This window comes from Kitasatospora sp. NA04385, assembly GCF_013364235.1.
In the GTDB taxonomy this organism is placed as follows: Bacteria; Actinomycetota; Actinomycetes; order Streptomycetales; family Streptomycetaceae; genus Kitasatospora.
Genome location: NZ_CP054919.1, coordinates 219,724 through 240,260, shown reverse-complemented (window position 1 = coordinate 240,260; position 20,537 = coordinate 219,724). Strand labels below are relative to the sequence as shown.

The 20,537-nt window shown below is 73.7% G+C and carries 17 protein-coding genes; 9 read left to right on the top strand and 8 right to left on the bottom strand.

The window, feature by feature from the left end; all coding sequences use genetic code 11:
- Positions 1–13: 13 nt before the first annotated feature.
- Positions 14–949, bottom strand: a complete 936-nt coding sequence (locus tag HUT16_RS01020; protein WP_176184519.1) for a metal ABC transporter solute-binding protein, Zn/Mn family — start codon at positions 947–949, stop codon at positions 14–16.
- A 250-nt stretch (positions 950–1,199) separates the two neighbouring features.
- Here HUT16_RS01020 and rpmB point away from each other — a divergent pair, with 250 nt between their 5' ends.
- From rpmB to rpmF, 4 genes are all read left to right on the top strand, one after another.
- Positions 1,200–1,436, top strand: a complete 237-nt coding sequence (gene rpmB / locus HUT16_RS01015; protein WP_176184518.1) for a 50S ribosomal protein L28 — start codon at positions 1,200–1,202, stop codon at positions 1,434–1,436.
- A complete protein-coding gene (rpsN, locus tag HUT16_RS01010) occupies positions 1,436–1,741 on the top strand; it encodes a 30S ribosomal protein S14 (RefSeq protein ID WP_176184516.1) in 306 nt (101 codons plus the stop codon). Before rpmB ends, rpsN begins: the two co-directional genes overlap by 1 nt.
- Positions 1,742–1,746: 5 nt before the next feature.
- A complete protein-coding gene (locus HUT16_RS01005; RefSeq protein ID WP_254897572.1) occupies positions 1,747–2,910 on the top strand; it encodes a GTP-binding protein in 1,164 nt (387 codons plus the stop codon).
- 139 nt (positions 2,911–3,049) lie between these two features.
- Positions 3,050–3,214 carry a 50S ribosomal protein L32 gene (gene rpmF, locus HUT16_RS01000; protein WP_176184514.1) on the top strand — a complete coding sequence of 55 codons (165 nt, stop codon included), beginning with the start codon at positions 3,050–3,052 and terminating at the stop codon, positions 3,212–3,214.
- A gap of 187 nt (positions 3,215–3,401) precedes the next feature.
- Here the strand turns inward: rpmF and HUT16_RS00995 are convergent, their stop codons facing one another.
- The 7 genes from HUT16_RS00995 to HUT16_RS00965 form a co-directional block, all read right to left on the bottom strand.
- On the bottom strand, positions 3,402–5,114 hold the full coding sequence (locus tag HUT16_RS00995) for a methyltransferase (RefSeq protein WP_176184512.1): 1,713 nt from the start codon (positions 5,112–5,114) through the stop codon (positions 3,402–3,404).
- A gap of 411 nt (positions 5,115–5,525) precedes the next feature.
- The gene (locus HUT16_RS00990) at positions 5,526–6,548 is read right to left on the bottom strand and encodes an ABC transporter permease (RefSeq protein WP_176184511.1); all 1,023 of its coding nucleotides are present in this window, start codon (positions 6,546–6,548) and stop codon (positions 5,526–5,528) included.
- Complete coding sequence (locus tag HUT16_RS00985; protein ID WP_176184509.1) at positions 6,545–8,116, bottom strand: sugar ABC transporter ATP-binding protein; 1,572 nt, start codon at positions 8,114–8,116, stop codon at positions 6,545–6,547. The genes HUT16_RS00990 and HUT16_RS00985 overlap by 4 nt, the downstream gene beginning before the upstream one ends.
- Positions 8,117–8,217: 101 nt before the next feature.
- The gene (locus tag HUT16_RS00980; RefSeq protein ID WP_176184507.1) at positions 8,218–9,267 is read right to left on the bottom strand and encodes a substrate-binding domain-containing protein; all 1,050 of its coding nucleotides are present in this window, start codon (positions 9,265–9,267) and stop codon (positions 8,218–8,220) included.
- A 95-nt stretch (positions 9,268–9,362) separates the two neighbouring features.
- Positions 9,363–10,118, bottom strand: a complete 756-nt coding sequence (locus tag HUT16_RS00975; RefSeq protein ID WP_176184505.1) for an SDR family NAD(P)-dependent oxidoreductase — start codon at positions 10,116–10,118, stop codon at positions 9,363–9,365.
- Positions 10,115–11,095 carry a dihydrodipicolinate synthase family protein gene (locus HUT16_RS00970; RefSeq protein ID WP_176184503.1) on the bottom strand — a complete coding sequence of 327 codons (981 nt, stop codon included), beginning with the start codon at positions 11,093–11,095 and terminating at the stop codon, positions 10,115–10,117. The genes HUT16_RS00975 and HUT16_RS00970 overlap by 4 nt, the downstream gene beginning before the upstream one ends.
- The gene (locus tag HUT16_RS00965; protein WP_176184501.1) at positions 11,095–12,816 is read right to left on the bottom strand and encodes an IlvD/Edd family dehydratase; all 1,722 of its coding nucleotides are present in this window, start codon (positions 12,814–12,816) and stop codon (positions 11,095–11,097) included. Before HUT16_RS00965 ends, HUT16_RS00970 begins: the two co-directional genes overlap by 1 nt.
- 265 nt (positions 12,817–13,081) lie before the next feature.
- On the opposite strand from HUT16_RS00965, the gene HUT16_RS00960 reads away from it, so the two are divergent.
- From HUT16_RS00960 to HUT16_RS00940, 5 genes are all read left to right on the top strand, one after another.
- Complete coding sequence (locus HUT16_RS00960) at positions 13,082–13,780, top strand: FadR/GntR family transcriptional regulator (RefSeq protein WP_176184499.1); 699 nt, start codon at positions 13,082–13,084, stop codon at positions 13,778–13,780.
- A 243-nt stretch (positions 13,781–14,023) separates the two neighbouring features.
- Complete coding sequence (locus HUT16_RS00955) at positions 14,024–14,647, top strand: bifunctional 4-hydroxy-2-oxoglutarate aldolase/2-dehydro-3-deoxy-phosphogluconate aldolase (protein ID WP_176184497.1); 624 nt, start codon at positions 14,024–14,026, stop codon at positions 14,645–14,647.
- A 41-nt stretch (positions 14,648–14,688) separates the two neighbouring features.
- Entirely contained in the window at positions 14,689–15,609 is a 921-nt protein-coding gene (locus HUT16_RS00950) for a sugar kinase (RefSeq protein ID WP_254898209.1), read from the top strand.
- Positions 15,610–15,625: 16 nt separating this feature from the next.
- Entirely contained in the window at positions 15,626–16,498 is an 873-nt protein-coding gene (locus HUT16_RS00945) for an SMP-30/gluconolactonase/LRE family protein (protein ID WP_176184493.1), read from the top strand.
- A gap of 205 nt (positions 16,499–16,703) precedes the next feature.
- Positions 16,704–20,429: a glycoside hydrolase family 2 TIM barrel-domain containing protein gene (locus tag HUT16_RS00940; protein WP_176184491.1), complete on the top strand. Its 3,726-nt coding sequence runs from the start codon at positions 16,704–16,706 to the stop codon at positions 20,427–20,429.
- Positions 20,430–20,537: the final 108 nt, after the last annotated feature.

The following is a 20,537-nucleotide window of genomic DNA, read 5'->3' as shown; positions in this document are numbered from 1 at the left end:
GTGGCCGGTCGCCTCACTTGCCCAGCGCGCCGGCGAGCGCGTCGACGTTGGCGGTCATCCAGGTCAGGTAGTCCTTGCCCCGGGGCAGGGTCTCGGTGACGGGGACGACGGGGATGCCGGCCGCGGTGGCCGCGTCCTTGACCCTGTCGGTCTGGGGGCCGCTGGTCTGTGCGTTGTAGACGAGCGCCTTGACCTGCTTGTCGCGGTACAGGGCCAGGGTCTCCTGCAGGACCTGCGGGGAGACGTCGTCCCCCTCCTCGATCGCCTCGCTGAACTCGGAGGGGGTCTTGTCGACCAGGCCGGCGGCTTCGGTCATGTACAGCGGCACGGGCTCGGTGATGCCGATGGCCGCGCCGTCGTGCGCCTTCTTGACGTCGGCTTCCTCGGCCGCCAGGCCCTGGAGCTTCGTCTTGAAGTCGTCGGCGTTCGCGGTGAAGGCGGCGGCGTTCGCCGGGTCGGCCTTGCCGAGGACGGCGGCGATCCGGTCGGCGAGCGCGGCCATGGTGGGGAAGTCGTACCAGACGTGCTCGTTGAGCTCCCCGCCCGCCGGGGCGGTCTTGCCGGAGAGGTCGACGACGTTGATCAGCTCGGGGGAGGCGTTGCTGCTCTTGAGCATGCGGTCGACGAAGTCGTCGTAGCCGCCGCCGTTCTCGATGACCACCTTCGCCTTGGACAGGGTCAGCTGGTTCTGGGTGCTGGCCTCGAAGGAGTGCGGGTCCTGGTCGGGGCTGTCCATGATCGAGGTGACGGTGACCTTGTCGCCGCCGATCTGCTTGACGATGTCGCCGTAGACGTTGGTGGAGGCGACCACCGGGACGGTGGAAGCGCCGGGGCCGGTCGAGGGGTTCTTGTCGGTCCCGGAGTCGGACGAGCTGCCGCAGCCTGCCAGCAGGGCGAGGCAGGCACCGGATATCAGGGCTGCCAGGCGACGGGACGTGGGCGTGGGCATGAGTCCTCCAGGACTGGGTGGTGCGGGACTTGTTCGTCGGGGCCGCCACGGGCGGCCCCGGCCCCTCCGGGCAGGCGCCATGCTAGATGAAAATGAATGTCGAAACCATGGTCGATGAGCGTCGAGATGAAAACCGTTGCCAAGTTTTGACCGTCGACGGGGCGGTGCTCGGGGTGGGGTGCGACTGTAGCAAAATGAAATCCATTTTCATGTAGAGTGCTCGCATCAACCTGCCCGGAACGGAGCACCGATGTCCGCCCACTGCCAACTGACCGGCCGCAGGCCGGGATTCGGCAACGCGATCTCCCACTCGCACCGCCGCACCCCGCGCCGCTTCGACCCGAACGTCCAGCGCAAGCGCTACTGGCTGCCCAGCGAGGGCCGCTACGTCCGCCTCACGCTCAGCGCCAAGGGGATCAAGACCGTCGACACCATCGGGATCGAGGCCGCCGTCGCCCGGATCCGCGCCCGCGGGGAGAAGGTCTGATGGCCAAGCGCAGCAAGATCGCCAAGAACGAGCGCCGCCGAGCCCTGGTCGCCCGCTACGCCGAGCGCCGGGCCGAACTGAAGCGGACCGTCGCGCACCCCGCCAGCACGCCGGAGGAACGCGCCGCCGCCCAGGCCGAGTTGGCCCGCCAGCCCCGGGATGCCAGTGCCACCCGCCTGCGCAACCGCGACTCCGTGGACGGCCGCCCGCGCGGCTACCAGCGGGCCTTCGGCCTGTCCCGGATCAACCTGCGCACCATGGCGCACGCCGGACAGCTGCCGGGCGTGCGCAAGTCGAGCTGGTGAGCGCGGTGCCCGCACACCTGCGGCTCCCCGTCGTGGTGGTCGTCGGCCTGCACCGTGCCGAACGCCGCCGCGCCGTCAAGGAGTTGCTCGACGCGAGCATCGGCGCGGTGGTCCTGCACCACGACCTGCGCGACGCCGACCGCGGCGTGGTGCACCGCGAACTGCGGGACGCGGAAGGGATGGTGGACACCGGCGAACTGCCGCTGGTCAACGACTGCCCCTGCTGCGCGGTGCGCGAGGACCTGCTGCCCGAACTGGCCGGGCTCGCCGAAGCCGGTGAGCACGGCCTGGCGATCGTCGAACTGTGGGGCGGCAGCGATCCGCACCCGGTGGTCGAGGTGATTGCCGAAGGGGAGGTGGACGGCCGTCCGATGGCCGAACTGATCGAACTCGCCGGGGTGGTCACGGCACTCGACCCCGACCGGCTGCTCGGCGAACTCTCGGTCTCCGACGACCTCGCCGAGCACGCCGAGCACACCTCTGCCGACGACACCCGAACCCGGGCCGGGGCGCTCGCCCACCAGATCGAGTACGCCACCACCCTCGCCGTCGCCCGCGGCGGCGACACCGGCATCGCGATGCTGCGCCAACTGCACCCCACCGCCCGGCGGGTGGTGCTCGGGACGGGCGAACTGCTGCGGGCCGCACTCGGCGGCTTCGACGTCCCCGCCGCCCGCGACCGGGTCAACCCGGCCCTGGCCCTGCTGCCGCAGCAGGCCGACGACGCGGGTGTGGCCACCCTGGTCTGGGAGCGCCGCCGCCCGTTGCACCCGGTGCGGCTGCACGACGCGCTGGAACTGCTCGTCCCGGCCGCGCAGCGCAGCCGCGGCCGGTTCTGGCTGGCCAACCGCCCCGAACTGATGCTGGCCTGGGACGCGGCCGGGGCCGACCTGGCGGTCGAGGAGTGCGGGCCGTGGCTGGCGGTGCTGCCGGACGAAGAGTGGGAGCACTACCCGCCCGAGCGCCGGGCCGCCGCCGCCCTCGACTGGCACCCGCGGCACGGCGACCGCATCCAGCAACTCGCCTTCACCGCCGAAGGACTGGACGCCGACGGGATCACCGAACTGCTCGACTCCTGCCTGCTCACCGACGCCGAACTGCTCGCGGGCGAGCCGGGCTGGAAGACCCTCCCCGACGCCTTCGCGGACCTGCTCGAACCCGTCTCCTGACCACCCGAATGAACGGAACGAAGGGCCAGACATGGCCAAGCGCCCCGACCCGCCGAGCGAGGCGGGCATCGAGTGCACCGACTACCAGAACACCACCCTGCTGCGGAAGTTCATCTCCGACGTTCGATAGGAGCTCATGATGGCCGTACCCAAGCGGAAGACGTCCCGTAGCAACACCCGCCACCGCCGCGCCCAGTGGAAGGCCGCGGCCCCGCAGCTGGTTCCGGTCACCGTGGACGGGCGCGAGCACCTCGTCCCGCGCCGGCTGGCGAAGGCGTACGAACGCGGCCTGCTGACGCCGTGAGCTGAGCAAGGAGCAGGGGGTCGCAGCTTCGCGCTGCGGCCCCTTGCCGTCTTCGGGTCAGGAGGCGTCGAGCGCGGTGCCGTCGACGACGAAGCCGGTCTGCGGGGAGGAGCTCCCGGTGGGACGCCCGCGCTCCACCGGGGTCGGCGAGTTCCTGACCGTCAGCCCGCGCGGCAGCGTGCGGCGGTCACCCGGCGCGGGCGGCGAGGAGCTGGTCGCCGAGCAGGGTGACGGGGTGGTCGTCCCCGGTGACGGCCAGGACGGTGCGCACCCCCGCCCGGGTCAGGGCCGCGTGCCAGCGCGGGGCGCCGGGCGGGGGTGCGTCGGGGTCGGTCCGGGGGTCGTGCGGGTGCAGGTGGGGCAGGAACGCGTCGCCGACCAGGAACTCCAGGCGGGTGCGCACGGGTTCGTTGAGCAGCAGCCATCCGCCGGGGGCGAGCAGTGCGGTCAGCCGCCGGGCGGCGAGGTCCGGGTCGGGGGCGGCGGCCAGCGCGCCGTCGGCGACCACCACGTCGAACGGGCCGTCGGCGGCCCCGGGCCCAGGCCCGGGGTGGTGCAGGTCGAACCGGGCGTACCGCAGGTGCGGGTGGCGGCCGACCCGGGTGCGGACGGCGGCCAGCAGCAGGTCGGACGGGTCGGTGCAGAGGTAGTCGGCGGCGGGCGCGGTCCGGTCCGCGAGGGCGCGGGTGATCTCCCCGGTGGCGGCGCCGGCGGCCAGTTCCAGCACCCGCAGCGGTCCGGGCCCGGGGTGGTCGGCGGCGATCCGCCGCAGGGCCGCGGCGAGGACGGCGGCGCGGTAGCGGCCCGCGGCGGTCCTGGTCGCGCGGGCGTCGACGATCCGGGTGCTGCCCTTGGGCAGCAGCAGCGCGGCGGCCTGCTGCTCGCCGGTGAGCAGGGCGGGCAGCCGTTCGGCGGCGGTGCGCAGGTGGTCGATGACGGTGGCCGAGCCGAGCCGGCCGGTCCAGGCGTCGGCGGCCGACTGCCAGGCGCGGGCGGCGTCCGCCGGGTGGACCGGCCGCGTCGCGGCGAACAGCCCGCCCCGGCGGGTCGTCAGCCCGTGCCGGGTCAGCTCGGCCAGCCAGCGTCCGACCAGCCGGCGGTGGGCGGGGGCGACCCGGGCCGCGCGCAGGATCTCGGGGAGCGGGTGGCCGCGGCCGGGTTCCTCGAGGACGCCGTCGCGGCGCAGGGCGAGCAGCATCGAGGAGAGCACGGCGGCGTCCAGGCGGGCGGTGAACACCCGGGCCTGCTCGGCGGTGACGCCGATGAGCCGCTTCCAGGCCGCGTCGGTGGCGGCGGTGACGACCTGCCGCAGGTCGTCGTCCGAGGCCTCGGCGTTGCCGCGGGGCGCGCGGACGTGCGCCACGACCGCGCCCAGCGCCTCGACGGCGGCGTACACGTCCTCCTGGCGCGGCTCGGGGCCGACGTGCAGCACCCGGCGCAGGGCGTCCAGCTCCTGGGCGTGCTGATCGTCCAACGCGCTGATCCGCCAGAGCAGTTCCGAGGGAAGGCTCAGGTGGGTGGAGCGCGAGCGGGACAGGTCGGCGAGTAGCTCGGCCGGCGGCCGGGCCGGGTCGCCGTGGACGACCGTGCCGCCGGCGAGCAGGGTGGCCAGGGCCAGTTCGACGCCCAGGCCGGTCGGCGGCAGCAGCACGGTGTGCCGGATCGGCGGCGGGCCGAGGACGCCGGCCCAGTACCGCAGGCGCCGTTCCTCCGGATCCTCCTCGCGGGTCGCCGCCCGGGCGGCCCAGACCCGGGCGGCCACGGCCTGCGACAGCGGGTCGGTCGGTGCCGCGCCGCTCAGCAGTTCGGCGCCGCTGACCGCCCGGCCGGCATCGCCGATCAGCGCCGGGCCTTCGGCGATGCCGCGCAGGGCGGTGATGAGCGGAGGAACGGAATCCACGGCGGACGCTCCGGGGTCGGCGTCGAGGGAGGCACCACTGAACCACGGACCGCACCAGAATGACAATCGTTATCGTATTCACTGAATGGCGGTGCCCGACCTGGCCCGGGTCAGGGACCGGCCGCGATTTCCATCCATGCGCATCTCCGCTGCGGGCCGCGTCGACACCGTCCGGGACGACTCCGGCGAGCGCCTCTTCCGGCACCGCCCCGGGCCCGGCGCATCGCGGTCCGCTCGGGTTTCAGCGACGTCCGCCACACCGTCGAGCTCTCCGGCACCTGCCCGGCCTGCCCGGCCCGTCCGGAGCACTCGCCCGGAACGGGCGCCGCCGAGGCCGTGGTCCGGCCACCGCACGGCGGTCGGACCACGGCCTCGGACTCCGGGCTTCCGCCCGCCGGGTGCGGCGTCGGGTCAGGCGGGTAGGCCGACGGCGCGTTCGCCGCTGCGGCGCTGCTGGATGACGACGGCGGCGACGAGGAGGGCGCCCTGGGCGACGTTCTGCCAGAAGGCGTTGATGCCCTGGACGGTGAGGCCGTTCTCCAGGCAGCCGAGCAGGGCGACGGCGAGCAGGGTGCCGCCGATGCCGCCCTTGCCGCCCTTGAGGGCGCAGCCGCCGAGGGCGGCGGCGGTGATGGCCTTGAGTTCCAGGCCCTCGCTGCCGGAGGTGGGCTGGCCGGAGCCGGTGCGGGCGGTGAGCAGGATGCCGGCGACGGCGGCGACGGCGCCGATCAGGCCGTAGACGGCGATCAGGTACTTGTTGATGTTGATGCCGGCGAGGCGGGCGGCGGTGTCGTTGCCGCCGATCGCGTAGATGTTCCGGCCGATGTCGGTGTACTTGAGCAGCAGGTGGACGGCGACGGCGGCGAGGATGAGGATCCAGACCATCACGGGCAGTCCGGCGATCTTGCCGCGGCCGAGGAAGATGAACACGTCGTCGTTGAGGACGTAGCCCTGGGCGCGGCCGTTGGAGATGAGTTGGGCCAGGCCCTTGTAGGCGGCGAGGCCGGCGAGGGTGGCGATGGTGGGGTTGACGCGCCCGTAGACGATGATGACGCCGTTGAGGACGCCGATCGCGACGCCGACGGCGACGGCGGCGGCCATGCCCGCGAAGGGGTTGGCGCCGCTGGAGGTGAAGGCCATCGCGGAGACGACGGAGGCGACGCCGGCCTGCGAGCCGACGGAGATGTCGAGGCCGCCGCAGATGATGACGACGGTCTGGACGACGGCGAGCAGGCCGGTGATGGTGGCGGCTTCGGCGATGACCTGCATGTTGGACAGGCTGAGGTAGTTGTCGTTCAGCACGCCGAACAGGGCGAGGACGACGGCGAGCGCGCCGATCAGGCTGAGGTTCTGCCCGCCGACCGAGGCCAGCAGGGAGCGGGCGGTGGTGCCGGTGGGCTCGGTGGGCGCCGCCGGCCGGGTGGTGGTGGTCATGAGGTGGCTCCAGGGGCGGGTGCGGTCGTGCTGAGGTCGTCGGCCATGGCGAGGTTGAGGATCTTCTCCTCGGTGGCGCTGGCGCGGTCGAGTTCGCCGGTGATCCGGCCGCCCTGCATGACGACGATCCGGTCGGCGAGGCCGAGGACCTCGGGCAGTTCGGAGGAGATCACCAGGATGGCGACGCCCTCGCGGGCGAGGTCGGCGATGATCTGGTAGATCTCGGCCTTGGCGCCGATGTCGATGCCGCGGGTGGGCTCGTCGAGGATGAGGACCTTGGGTTTGTGGGCCAGCCAGCGGGCCAGGACGACCTTCTGCTGGTTGCCGCCGGAGAGCTTGCGGACCTCCGTCTCGATGGAGGGGGTGCGCACCCGCAGGCGGTCGGTGTAGTGCTGGGCGAGTTCGCGCTCTGCGCCGCGCCGTACGAAGCGCAGGCGTCGTAGCCGCTTGAGGACGACGGTGGAGGTGTTGTCGCGGATCGAGCGCTGCAGGAACAGGGCCTGGGCCTTGCGTTCCTCGGGGGCGAGGCCGAGTCCGGCCTCGATGGCCTCGCCGGGCCGTCCGGTGCGCAGCCGCTTGCCGTCGAGGGTGACGGTGCCGGAGTGGACGGGCAGGTCGCCGGCCAGGGCGAGGGCGAGTTCGGAGCGCCCGGCGCCGATCAGTCCGGCCAGGCCGACCACTTCGCCGGCGCGGACCTGCAGGTCGATGCCGTGGACGTCGTCGGTGGTGAGGTCCTTGACGTCCAGCACGATGCGGTCGGTGGCGACGTGTTCGCGGGAGAACATGGCGGACAGGTCGCGGCCGACCATCAGGCGCACCAGTTCGCCGTCGTTGGTGGTGGCGGCGTCGAGCACGCCGGCCAGCGCGCCGTCGCGCAGGACCGCGATCCGGTCGGCGAGCCGGAAGATCTCCTGCATGCGGTGCGAGACGTAGATGACGGCGATGCCCTCGTCGCGCAGGCGGCGGATCAGGGCGAACAGCGCCTCGACCTCGTGGTCGGAGAGCGAGGAGGTGGGCTCGTCGAACGCGATGACCTGGGCCTCGCCGGTCAGGGCCCGCATGATCTCGACCAGTTGGCGCTGGGCGGGGGTGAGCTGGGAGCCCAGCAGGTCGGGGTCGAGGACGCCGGCGAAGCCCAGGCGGTCCAGGTCGGCGCGCACGCGGCGGCGCAGTTCGGCGCGGTCCAGGCGGCGGCCGGCGCGGCGCGGGAGGGAGCCCGCGTAGACGTTCTCGGCGACGGAGACGTGCGGGATGATCTCGGGTTCCTGCGGGATGATGCGGATGCCGGCCCGGCGGGCGTCGGTGGGCGAGCCCAGCGCGACGGGTCGGCCGTGCAGCAGGACCTGGCCCTCGGTGGGCTGGTGGTCGCCGGTGAGGATCTTCAGCAGGGTGGACTTCCCCGCGCCGTTCTCGCCCATCAGGGCGGTCACCTGGCCGGCCGGGAAGTCCAGGGTGACACCTGCCAGTGCCTGGACGGCGTCGAAGCGTTTGACGAGGTTCTTGACGCCGGCGCCGCTGCCGGGGCTGCCGGCGGCGGGGGAGGGCGGCCTCTCGGCGGGTGTGGTCATAGGGCGGGCCTCGCTGGAGAAGTCTGGGCGGTGGGAAGGGCGGAGGGGCCGGTGCGGTCCGCGAGGAGGGACGCGGAGCCGCACCGGCGGCCGTTCGGAGGTCAGCTGCAGGTGGCGCCGGTGCTCTTCCAGGTGGTGGCGTCGACCATGGTGGTGGGGGCGAACGCCTCGGCCGGGAAGTCCTTGCCGTTCTTGAGGCGGTCGTACATGGTCTGGACGGCGAGCGCGCCGACGTCCTTGCCGTTGATGAACAGCGCGGCCTTCATGCCGGTGGGGGTGGTGCTCTGCCAGTCCTTGCAGGCCAGGTAGGCGCCGAGGCCGACGCCGATCACGTCGTCGGCCTTGAAGCCGGCGTTGGCGAGCGCGGTGACGCCGCCCTGCACGTTCTCGTCGTTGCAGCCCCAGACGATCCAGTGCTTGACGCCGGGGTTGGCGGTGACGGTCGCGGCGATCTTGTCCTGGGCGCCGGTGGGGGTGTTGTCGGTGGCGACGTCGATCTTCTGCACCTGGGCGCCCGCACCGGCGTTGAACGCGTCGTTGGCCGCGTTGACCCGGTCGCCGCAGACGGTGACGTCCTGCTTCCAGGCGGAGACGATCCGGGTGTCGGCCGCGTTCCAGCCCGCCTTCTTGAACTCCTCGGCGGCGCGCTTGCCGACCTCGCCGCCCATCTGCTGGCCGGAGAAGCCGATCCGGGGGATGAGCCCGGCCTTGTCGCAGGAGGCCGGGTCCGGGCCGGTGGCGCAGATCTGGTCGTCCGAGGTCAGCAGCGCGACCTTGGCGTCCTTCGCGGTCTGCACGACCTGCGGGCCCACCGCCGGGTCCGGCACCACGATGATCAGGCCGTTGCTCTTCTGCGCGATGGCCGACTGCACCTCGCTGATGGTCTTGTTGGCGTCGTTGCCGAGGTTGACGACCTTCAGGTCGACGCCCAGCTCGGCGGCCTTCGCCTTGGCGCCCTCCGCCTCGCCGATGAAGTACTCCTGGTCGCCCTGCTTCTGCAGGTACGTCATGGAGATCTTCCCGCTGACGGTGGCCACGCTGCCGGCGGAGGAGGTGGACTCCTTGCCGGTGGAGCAGCCGGTCAGGGCGAGGGAGGAGACCAGGGCGGCGGCGCCGAGGGCGGCGGCTCTCCGGGAGGGGGTGAGGGACATGTCGGGCTCCATGAGGGGTGGGATGGTGCTGGGTGGAAGGTGGTACGGAAGGGAGGAGTGGTCGCGTGGCCCGGGCGGCGGCGGTGCCGCGGCGCTCAGGCGAAACGGGCGGACACGCCGCCGTCGACGGGCCAGTCCGCGCCGGTGACGAACCCGGCGAGGTCGGAGAGCAGGAAGGCCACCACGGCGGCGACGTCCCCGGGGGTGCCGAGGCGGCCCAGGATGTGCTTGTCCAGCGCGTCCTGGCGGACCTGCGGGGGGTTCTGGGCGAAGTACTCGGCGAGCAGGTCGGTCTCGATGTAGCCGGGGCTGACCGCGTTCACCCGCACGCCCCGGGGGCCGACCTCCAGGGCGAGGCTGCGGGTCAGGCCCACCAGGCCGGACTTGGCGGCCGCGTACGGGAACATGCCGGGGCAGGTGAGCGAGGCGTGCATGGAAGCGATGTTGACGATCGAGCCGCTGCCCCGGTCGAGCAGGTCGGGCAGGACGGCGCGGGCCACCAGCCAGGCGCCCTTGAGGTCGACGCCGAACACCTCCTCCCACTGGTCGACCGTCATGGCGACCGGGTCGGCGTAGGAGTTGCGGCCGGCGTTGTTGACCAGGCCGGTGGCGGGCCCGAGCCGCTCGCGCAGGGCGGCGACGGCCGAGGCGACCTGCGTCTCGTCGGTGATGTCGCAGGCGGCCGAGGCGGTGTCGGGGCCGAGCCGCTCGGCGAGCCGGGCGGCGCCCTCGCCGTCGATGTCGAGCAGGCCGACCCGGGCCCCGGCGCCGACCAGGGCGGTCGCGACGGCGGCGCCGATGCCCCGGGCGGCGCCGGTGACGAGGACGGTGTGGCCGGAGAGGTCGATCATGTGCTGCTTCCGTTCCGAACGGGGTTCAGGAACTCGCCGAACTCGGCGAGGAACCGGTCGACGCCGGCGGTCTCCTGCGCGTCCAGGGCGCGCGCGGGGCGGCGGCAGTACGGGCTGCCGATCAGACCCCGGCGGAACGAGATGAGCTTCTCGACCGCGATGATCAGCTCGACCTCCTGCATCCAGTACGCGAGGTACGGGACGAGTCGGGCGTGCAGCCGCAGCGCGTCGTCGTGCCCGCCATCGTGCCAGAGGTCCCATATCCGCTGGTAGACCTCGGTGAAGGAGCAGCCCGGCTGCACCCCGGCGATGTCGCGCCGCAGGCCGTCGGCCAGTTGCAGGCCGGCGTAGCCGACGAAGGCGCTCAGCGCGGGGGTGCCGCCGGCCAGGTCCTCGGCGAGGCGGCCGGGCAGCGCGGTCTCGATCTTGACCGCGACCAGGTTGGGGTGCTCCTCGGCCAGCTCGCGCAGCCCGTCGGCGGTGAACGAGGAACCGGTCTGGGCGGGCGCGTACTGGAGGATCACCGGGACGGGGGCGACGGCGGTCAGCACCGCGGTGACGTGCCGGCGGACCTCGGCGGCCGACGGCCCGAGGAAGTGCGGCGGCAGCAGGTTGATCGCGTCCGCACCGGCCTCGACGGCCTCGGTGGCGCGCCGGACGGCGAGCCGGGTGGCGTGGTCGGGGATCGAGACCACGGCCGCCACGTCGGGCCGGGCGCCGGTCAGGTCGAGCAGGCGGCGGGTGAGCAGTGCCCGCTCGGCGTCGGAGAGCTTGTGGAACTCGCTGGCGAAGCCGGGGAACATGACGGCGCTGACGCCGGTGTCCAGGACGTGGCGCACCACCCGGTCGAAGCCGTCGGGGTCGAGGTCGCCGTCGTCGGTGAACGGCACTTCGAGCACCGGCATCACGCCGCGCAGCAGGTGCGCGGCCCCGGGCCGGTCGGGGCCGGTCGGGTCGGTCGGGTCGGTCGCGCTCATCAGAAGGGGGCCTTTCCGGGCTGGTCGCCGCTGCGGCCGACCAGGAAGTCCAGGTCGACGCCCTGGTCGGCCTGCAGGACGCGCTCGACGTACAGCCGGGTCCAGCCGCGCTCGCCCTGGGCGGGAGGGGGCGGGGGCGTCCAGGCGGTGCGGCGGGCGAGCAGTTCGCCCGGGTCGACGTCCAGGTGCAGGGTGCGGGCGGCGACGTCGAGTTCGACGGTGTCGCCGGTGCGGACCAGGGCGAGCGGGCCGCCGACGGCGGCCTCGGGCGCCACGTGCAGGACGACGGTGCCGTAGGCGGTGCCGCTCATCCGGGCGTCGGAGATCCGCACCATGTCGGTGACGCCCTGGGCGAGCAGCTTGGCGGGCAGCGGCAGGTTGCCGAGCTCGGGCATGCCCGGGTAGCCGCGCGGGCCGAGGTTGCGCACCACCAGGACGGTGTCGGCGTCGACCGCCAGCTCCGGGTCGTCGGCGGCGCGCAGGTACTCCTCGATGCTGTCGAAGACCAGGGCCGGGCCGCGGTGGTGGAGCAGTTCGGGGGAGGCGGCGGACTGCTTGAGGACGGCGCCGCCGGGGGCCAGGTTGCCGCGCAGCACGGCGGTGCCGTTGTCGGCGCTCTGGACGGGGTTGTCCAGCGGGCGGATCACCTCGCGGTCCCAGACCTGGTGCCCGGCGAGGTTCTCGCCCAGGGTGCGGCCGGTGACGGTGGGCGCGCTCAGGTCCAGCAGGTCGCCGAGCTCGGCCATCAGGGCGGGCAGGCCGCCGGCGTAGGCGAAGTCCTCCATCAGGAAGCGGCCGCTGGGCATCAGGTCGGCGAGCAGCGGGACGCGGCGGCCGATCTCGTCGATGTCTTCGAGGGCCAGCGGGACGCCGACCCGGCCGGCGATGGCGAGCAGGTGCAGGACGGCGTTGGTGGAGCCGCCGATGGCCGCGTTGACGACCACGGCGTTGGTGAACGCCTCCCGGGTGAGCAGGTCGGAGGGGCGCAGCCCCTCGCGGGCCAGCTCGACGGCGCGGGCGCCGGACTGCTCGGCGAGCTGGGCGCGGCGGGCGTCGGCGGCCGGCAGGGCGGCGGCGGCGGGCAGCGACAGGCCGAGCGCCTCGGTGACGCAGCCCATGGTGGAGGCCGTGCCCATCGTCATGCAGTGGCCGGCCGAGCGGGCCAGGCAGCCCTCGAACTCGTCGAAGTCGTCCTGGGTGATGCGCTTGGCCCGCAGGTCCTCGCTCATCTTCCAGATGTCGGTGCCCGAGCCGACCGTCTTGCCGCGGAAACGGCCGGTGAGCATGGGGCCGCCGGACAGCGCGATGGCGGGCAGGTCGACGCTGGCCGCGCCCATCAGCTGGGCGGGGAGGGTCTTGTCGCAGCCGCCGAGCAGGACGACGGCGTCCAGCGGGTTGGCCCGGATCGTCTCCTCGACGTCCATGCTCATCAGGTTGCGGAACATCATCGACGTGGGCCGCATCAGCGGCTCGCCGATCGACATGGTCGGGAACTCCAGGGCCAGCCCGCCGGCGGCGGTGATCCCGCGGCGGACCGACTCCGCGAGGGTGCGCAGGTGGGCGTTGCACGGGGTCAGTTCCGACCAGCTGTTGCAGATGCCCACCACGGGCTTGCCGCGCAGCTGGTCGCGGGTGAGGCCGAGCTGGCGCATGTGGTGCCGGGCGATGAAGCCCGCCTTGCCGGGGTCGTCCCACCAGGTGGAACTGCGCAGGGGGCTCATGACTGACCGCCCTGGCGGGGTGCTGCGGCGTGCTGTCGGCGCATCGGTGCGCGCCTCCTCGTAGAAGTGCTCGGGTTCCGGACCTCGGAAGGGGGCCGGCGGACGGCGGGTTCCGCACCCGGGGCGGGTGCGGCGGTGGGCCGCCGGGGACGTGGCTTGATCGTGGTACCTGGCAGCTAAGCTGTCAATGCTTCTCTTCATAACTTCTTAGCAGCTAGGCTCGGGGCCCGCTCCGGCACGTTCGAACGAAAGGGGATGTGGCCCCATGACCATCGCGAGGGAGACTCTGAGCGACCTCGTCGTCCGGGAGATCATCGGGGAGATCGCCCAGCGGCGCCTGCGGGAGGGTGACGAGATCCCCTCCGAGGGCGAACTCTCCGAACGCCACGAGGTGAACCGGCTGGTCGTCCGGGAGGCCATCCGGATCCTGGTGGCCCGCGGCGTGCTGGCCTCCAGCCAGGGCCGGCGGGCCCGGGTCGCCGTCCCCAGCCCGGAGGTGCTGGGGCAGATCCTGGAGTTCCGGCTCAACCAGAACTCGATGGACGTGCGCGACCTGCTGGACACCCGCCGGGTGATAGAGGGCGAACTCGCCCGCCGCGCCGCGACCCGGATCGCCGCCGGCCAGGGCTCCGTCGTCGGGGCCGCGCGGGCCCTGGAGGCGATGCGCGCGTCGGCCGAGGACAGCGAGGCGTTCGTCGCCGCCGACCTGGCCTTCCACCGGGCGGTGGCCGAACTGGCCTCCTCCGAGGTCTTCTCGTTCATCCTGGCGGCCATGAACAACGCCCTGCTGGAGGCCCGGCGGGCCAGTTACCGGGGCCGGCAGCGGCGCGGCAGCGGCCAGGACGACACGGTCGAGGCGCACCGGATCATCCTGGACGCCATCGCCTCGGGCGACGCCGAACGGGCCGCGGCGACGATGGTCGGCCACCTGGAGGAGACCAGCCGCGACCTCGGCCTGCTGTGAGCGCACCGCCGCGACGGCGGAGACCTTGGCAACTAGGCTGCTAAGCAGCTATAAGTAAAGGGTCGGGTCCGCCGGTGCACCCCAGCGCTCCGGCGGACCGGACATCCACGCCAGGCCCCCGTGCCCCCGCACCGCGACCGGCCCGCACCGGCCCGTGCCCGTGACCGCCCGCCCGGCCACCCTCCGGCCCCGGCCGCCGCCCCCGCTCCGGCCGCTGCCGCGCCACCACCCAAGGGACCCGCCATGTTCACCGACCTGCCGTACCGGACGATCGCCATCGTGCGCGGGAAGGACCGCGACGCCGCCCTGCGCACGGTGCTCACCCTCGCCGAGGAGGGCATCACCGCCGCCGAGGTGTCGTTCACCACCCCCGACGCCCCGTGGGTGATCGACCGGGCCCGCCGCGAGCTCGGCCCCGACGCCCTGCTCGGCGCGGGCACCGTGCTGACCGCCACCGCCGCCGCCCGCGCCGCCGACGCCGGGGCGAACTTCCTGGTCACCCCCGGCCTGGGCACCGACCTGCGCCGCTCCGCGCCCTTCGCGCTGCCCGTCCTCGCCGGGGCCCTCACCCCGGGCGAGGTGATGGACGCCGTCGAGCACGGGGCCACCGCCGTCAAGCTCTTCCCCGCCTCCTTCGGCGGCCCCGACTACCTCGCCGCCCTGCGCGCCCCCTTCCCGGACGTCCCGTTCGTCCCGGTGGGCGGCGTCGACGCGAGCGCCGCCCGGGCCTACCTGGCCGCCGGCGCGGTCGCCGTCGGCGTCGGCTCCCCGCTGATCGGGGACGCCGCCGACACCGGCGACCTCGGCCCGCTGCGCGCCCGGATCGCCGCCTGGCGCACCGCGCTCGCCGAGGAGGTCGCCGCGTGAGCGCCGCCACCGCGCCCGAGGTCGTCACCGTCGGGGAGGCCATGGCCGCCCTGCGGGCCACCGGGCCGATCAAGCTGGGCCCCGCGATGGAGCTGTCCGTGGCCGGCGCGGAGTCCAACGTCGCCATCGGCCTGGCCCGGCTCGGCCACCGGGCCGCCTGGGTCGGCGCGGTGGGCGACGACGCGTTCGGCGCCCTGGTGCTGCGCACCCTGCGGGCCGAGGGCGTCGACACCACCCACGCCCGCACCGACCGGACCGGGCGGCCCACCGGCCTGCTGATCCGCGAGAACGGCATCGGCGACCTGGCCCGGGTCGGCTACTACCGCACCGGTTCCGCCGGGTCCGCGCTCCGGGACTACGACGTGCTGCCCGCGCTGGACCCCGCCGTGCGGATCCTGCACCTGACCGGTATCACCCCGGCGCTGAGCGAGTCCGCCGCCGAGGCGGTCCTGGCCGCCGCCGAACGGGCCCGCGCGCTCGGCATCCTGGTCTGCCTGGACGTCAACTACCGGGCCCGGCTGTGGAGTCCGGTCCGGGCCCGGGAGGTGCTGCGGCCGCTGGCCCGGTCCGCCGACGTCCTGGTCGCCTCCGCCGACGAACTGCACCTGGTCTGCGACGAGCCCGGCCTCGACGAGGACGGCGCCGTCGCCGCGCTGCTCGCCCAGGGCCGCCGCGAGGTGGTCCTCACCCGGGGCGGCGACGGCGCCAGCGTCACCACCGCCGACGGCACCGTCACCGCCGCGGCCCGCCGGGTGCCCGTCACCGACGTGATCGGCGCCGGCGACGCCTTCGTGGCCGGCTACCTCTCCGCCACCCTGGACGGGCTCGACCCGGCGGCCCGCCTGCACCGGGCCACCGCCACCGGCGCCTTCGCGGTCGCCACCCGCGGCGACTGGGAGGGCCTGCCCGTCCGCGACGACCTCGACCTCCTGGACCGGCCCGCCGGCACCACCCTGCGCTGATCCCCGGAGACCACCCATGGCACCGCAGCCGACTCACCCCGCCGTCCACGCCCCCGGCGACTACGAACTCGCCGAGGGGGCCCGCTGGGTCGACGGCCGACCGGTCTTCGTCGACATCCCGACCGGCCGGCTGTTCGAACTCCCGCCCGACTCCCCGCACACCCCCCGGGAACTGCTGCGCCTGGACGTCCCGCTCGGGGCGGTCGCGCCGCTCGCCGACCGCCCCGGCCACTGGATCGCCGCCGCCGGGACGGGCATCGCCCTGCTCACCCCGCACGGGCTGGTGCGCTGGCTGGCCCGGCCGGAGGACGGCTCCCCGTTCCCGGTCCGGATGAACGACGGCGTCTGCGACCCGGCCGGACGCTTCTGGGCCGGCAGCATGTCCGAAGGCGGCGCCGTCCCCGGCGCGGGCTCGCTCTACCGCACCGACCCGGACGGCTCGGTGCACCGGGTGCTGGGCGGCCTGACCGTCGCCAACGGCCCGGCCTTCAACGCCGACGCCACCGTGCTCTACCTCGCCGACAGCGCCCTCGGCACCGTCCACCGCCTCACCCTCGACCCGGACGGGGAGCCCACCGGGAACGAGGAGTTCACCCGCCTGGCCACCGGCTCGCCCGACGGCATGACCGTCGACACCGAGGGCTGCCTGTGGGTGGCGGTCTGGGACGGCGCCGCCGTCCACCGCTACCACCCCGACGGCGCGCTGCTCGACACCCTGCGCCTGCCCACCCCCCGGCCCACCTCGGTCTGCCTGCGGCCCGAGGGCGGCCTGCTGCTGGTCACCACCGCCCGCCACGGCCTGAGCGGCGACGCCGGCCCCGCCGGGTCGATCCTCGCCGTCCCCGTGGACGCCGCGGCGCCCCCCGCAGCCGCCTTCCGCCTGCACTGACCACCCCCGCACCCCGGGGGAGCCCCACCCTCCGACCGCCGCCGCAGGACCTGCCGCGGCGGTCGGAGGCATGTCCGCATCCGCTCCGAGCAGGGAGTTCGGGCGACGGGAGGCTGCCGGAAATCGGCGCTGCACGGGTATTGCCGCCAGGGACCCGCGTCCCCTATATCTGCTTAGAAGCTTAGCTGCTAGGAAAGGCACTCCGGTGACGCCACCCCGCCCCACCGCCCCCACCTCCGCCGACTCCACCGCCGACGGCCACTTCTCGCGCCGCGCCGCGCTGAAGGGCCTCGCCGCCGCCGGCCTGCTCACCGCCGTTGGGACCGGCGGGCTGTTCCTCGCCGCCCCCGCCGGCGCGGCCACCGCCACCCCCGAGATCCCGCCGCTGCCCGACACCGTCTCCGGTGTCGCCACCCCCCGGGTCCCCCTCACCTCGGGCTGGCGCTACACCACCGCCCCGCCGGCCTCGTTCTGGACCACCGGCACCGACACCTCGTCCTGGGCGCAGGTCAACGTGCCGGGCGAGCCCGCCCTGCAGAGCCAGACCGTCCCCACCGATACCGAGTGCGCCTACTCCGTCAAGGTCACCGTCCCCGCCGACTACGCCGGCCGGCGCGTCATGCTGCGCTTCGACGGCGTCTACAACTACGCCCGGCTGTGGGTCAACGGCACCCTGGTGCGCACCCACGACGGCGGCTTCACCACCTGGTACGCCGACATCACCTCGCTGGTCACCCCCGGCCAGCAGGCCACCGTCACCCTCGGCGTCACCGACAAGCCCACCAGCATCGCCGGGCAGTCCAACTACGCGCACCACATCATCGGCGGCATCCTGCGCGACGTGACGCTGGTGGCGCTGCCGGCCGCCTACCTCACCCGGCTGCACGCCGACACCACCTTCGACTCCTCCTACACCAACGCCACCCTCACCGTCACCGCCGCCGCCGCGCTGCTGCCGGCCGGCGCCAGCGGCACCGTCTCGCTGACCCTGACCGACCCCGACGGCCAGCAGGTCGCGCTCTCCCCGGCCGGCCTCACCGTCAGCGCCACCGCGCCGCAGGCCTCGGTGGCGATCCCGGTCACCGCCCCGCGCAAGTGGGACGCCGAGCACCCCAACCTGTACACGCTCAAGGCCACCTTCCAGGCCCAGGGGCAGACCCAGACCGTCACCCGGCAGATCGGCTTCCGGCAGGTCAAGGTCCAGGGCAACCAGCTGCTGGTCAACGGCAAGCCGGTGCACCTGCTGGGCGTCTGCCACCACAGCATCACCGAGACCCTGGGCCGCTCCACCACCCCCGCCCAGGAGGAGCAGGCCGCCCGCCTCTACAAGGAGGCGAACTGCAACTTCATCCGCACCTCGCACTACCCGCCGACCCCCGCGCTGCTGGACTGGGCCGACAAGCTGGGCCTGTACGTCGAGGTCGAGGCGCCGGTCTGCTTCCAGCAGAGCACCGTCGACAACTCCGCCTACACCGACCAGTACATGGCGCAGTACGCCGAGATGCTGGAGCGCGACCGCAGCCACGCCTGCGTGGTGGAGTGGTCGGTCGGCAACGAGAGCGGGATGGGCACCAACTTCGCCCAGGAGAACACCTACTCGCACCAGACCGACCCGTCCCGGCCCACCGTCTTCGAGGACATGGGCCAGTCGAACGGCGGCACCCAGACCGACGTCTACAGCGGCCACTACCCGACCCTGACCAACTCCAACGGCAACGCCAACCAGCCCATCCAGTACGGCGAGTTCGCCCACGTGCCGTGCTACAACGTCGGCACCCTGCGGGCCGACCCCGGCGCCCGGGACTTCTGGGGCCACAGCATCGCCAAGCACGCCCAGAAGTTCCGCACCACCAGCGGCGTGGTCGGCGGCGCGATCTGGGCCGCCATCGACGAGGTCTTCCACCTCGACTCCGGGCCGGTCGGCTACGGCGAGTGGGGCGTCATCGACCTGTGGCGCCGCCGCAAGCCGGAGTTCTGGCTGACCAAGAAGGCGTTCTCGCCGGTCCGGATCACCGACGGCGTGCTGACCGGGCTCACCCCCGGCGGCGCGATCCCGGTGCCGGTCACCAACTGGTACGACCACACCGACCTCTCCGAACTGACCATCACCTGGCAGATCGGCAGCCGCTCCGGCACCCTCACCGGCGTCAGCGTCGCCGCCCGGCAGAGCGGCACGCTCACCGTCCCGGCCGGCGCCTGGTCCGCGGGCGACACGCTGCGGCTGACCTTCGCGCGCTCCGGCGCCGTGGTCGACGACTACAGCCTGTGGCTCAACTCCCGCACCACGCCCGCTTTCACCGCGCCCGGCGGCACCACCCCCACCGTCCAGGACGCCGACGGCCGGATCACCGTCACCGGCGTCGACACCCCCTTCAGCGTGGTCTTCGACAAGGCCACCGCGCGCCTGGTCCAGGCCACCGCCGGCGCCGCCACCGTCCTCACCGGCGGCCCCGACCTGATCATCTCCCGCACCACCCCCGGCCAGTGGACCGGCAGCTCGGCGAGCGTCACCACCACCGGCGGCCAGGCGGTGGTCACCCTCACCGGCCAGTTCGGCCCGGTCAACACCACCATCAAGGTCTCCATCGACGGCCGGGGCCTGCTCACCACCACCTACACCATCGCCAACCCGCCCGCCGGCTCGCCCAGCGACGTCGGCATCCGCTACACCCTCCCCGACGGCACCGACACCCTGACCTGGCAGCGCGACGCCCAGTGGACGGTCTACCCCGCCGACCACATCGGCCGGGCCACCGGCACCGCCACCAAGAACCGCGCCTCCGGCACCGACGGCTACCGCACCGAACCGACCTGGCCGTGGTCCCAGGACACCCACAGCTACTTCCTGTTCGGCAAGGACAGCCCCGCCCACTGGACCAACGACTTCCGCAGCACCAAGGCCAACGTCCGGCTCGCCAAGGCCACCGCCGGAGCCTCCGGCCCCGGCGCGCAGGTCGAGTCCGACGGCAGCGACTCGGTCCGCCTGGAACCCGCCGCGCCCGTCGTCATCGACGACTCCTCGTCCCAGATCGTCTACACCGGCGCCTGGACGCACGCCGACCCGTCGAGCGGCTACAGCAACGGCGACCTCTTCTCCACCGAGTCGTTCAGCAACGCCACCGGCGCCAACGCCCAGCTCACCTTCACCGGCACCGGCGTCGGCCTCTACTCGGCCCGCGCCAACAACCTCGGCATCGTCAAGATCTCCATCGACGGCACCCAGGTCGCCACCGTCGACCTCTACGGCCCCGGCAAGACCCCGGGCGTACTGGTCTTCCGCAGCGCCGCCCTCCCGTACGGCGAGCACACCGTCAAGGTCGAGTGCACCGGCACCAAGAACAGCGCCTCCAGCGGCACCTACGCCCTGATCGACGGCTTCAAGGTGGTCAGCTCGATCATCGACGACGCCTCCGGACAGGTCACCTACACCGGCGCCTGGACCCACGGCGACTCCTCCCAGGGCTGGACCTCCGGGGACCTGGCCCGCACCGAGTCGTTCAGCCGGACCGGCGGCGACACCGCCACCGCCGCCTTCCGCGGCACCGGCATCCGGGTGATCGCCCCCAGGAGCTCCAACCAGGGCATCGCCGAGATCTCCGTGGACGGCGGCGCCCCCACCCAGGTCGACCTGTACGGCCCCGGCAAGCAGTTCGCCCAGACCGTCTTCGAGAAGACCGGCCTCGCCGACGGCCCGCACACGGTCAAGATCAAGGTGACCGGCACCAAGAACGCCTCGTCCGCCGACACCTACGTGGTCCTCGACGCCTTCGAGGTCGTCACCCCCGACCCCTACGCCGCCCTGCCCGGCGTCAACCTCGTCATCAGCTCCAAGCTCAACTACCCCGACCTCGCCTGGGGCAACTACACCGACCCGGCGATCAGCCTGCCCGCCAACTACAGCGCCACCGCGAAGCTCCGGCTGCTCGGCTGACGCACCCTCCGGCCCCCGCGCGTTCGGCGGGGGCCGGGTCCGGGGGCGGCCCCGGTGCCGGAGGTGTGAGCGGCGCTTCCCGGTCGTCTATCCTTCGGGGACCAGCTG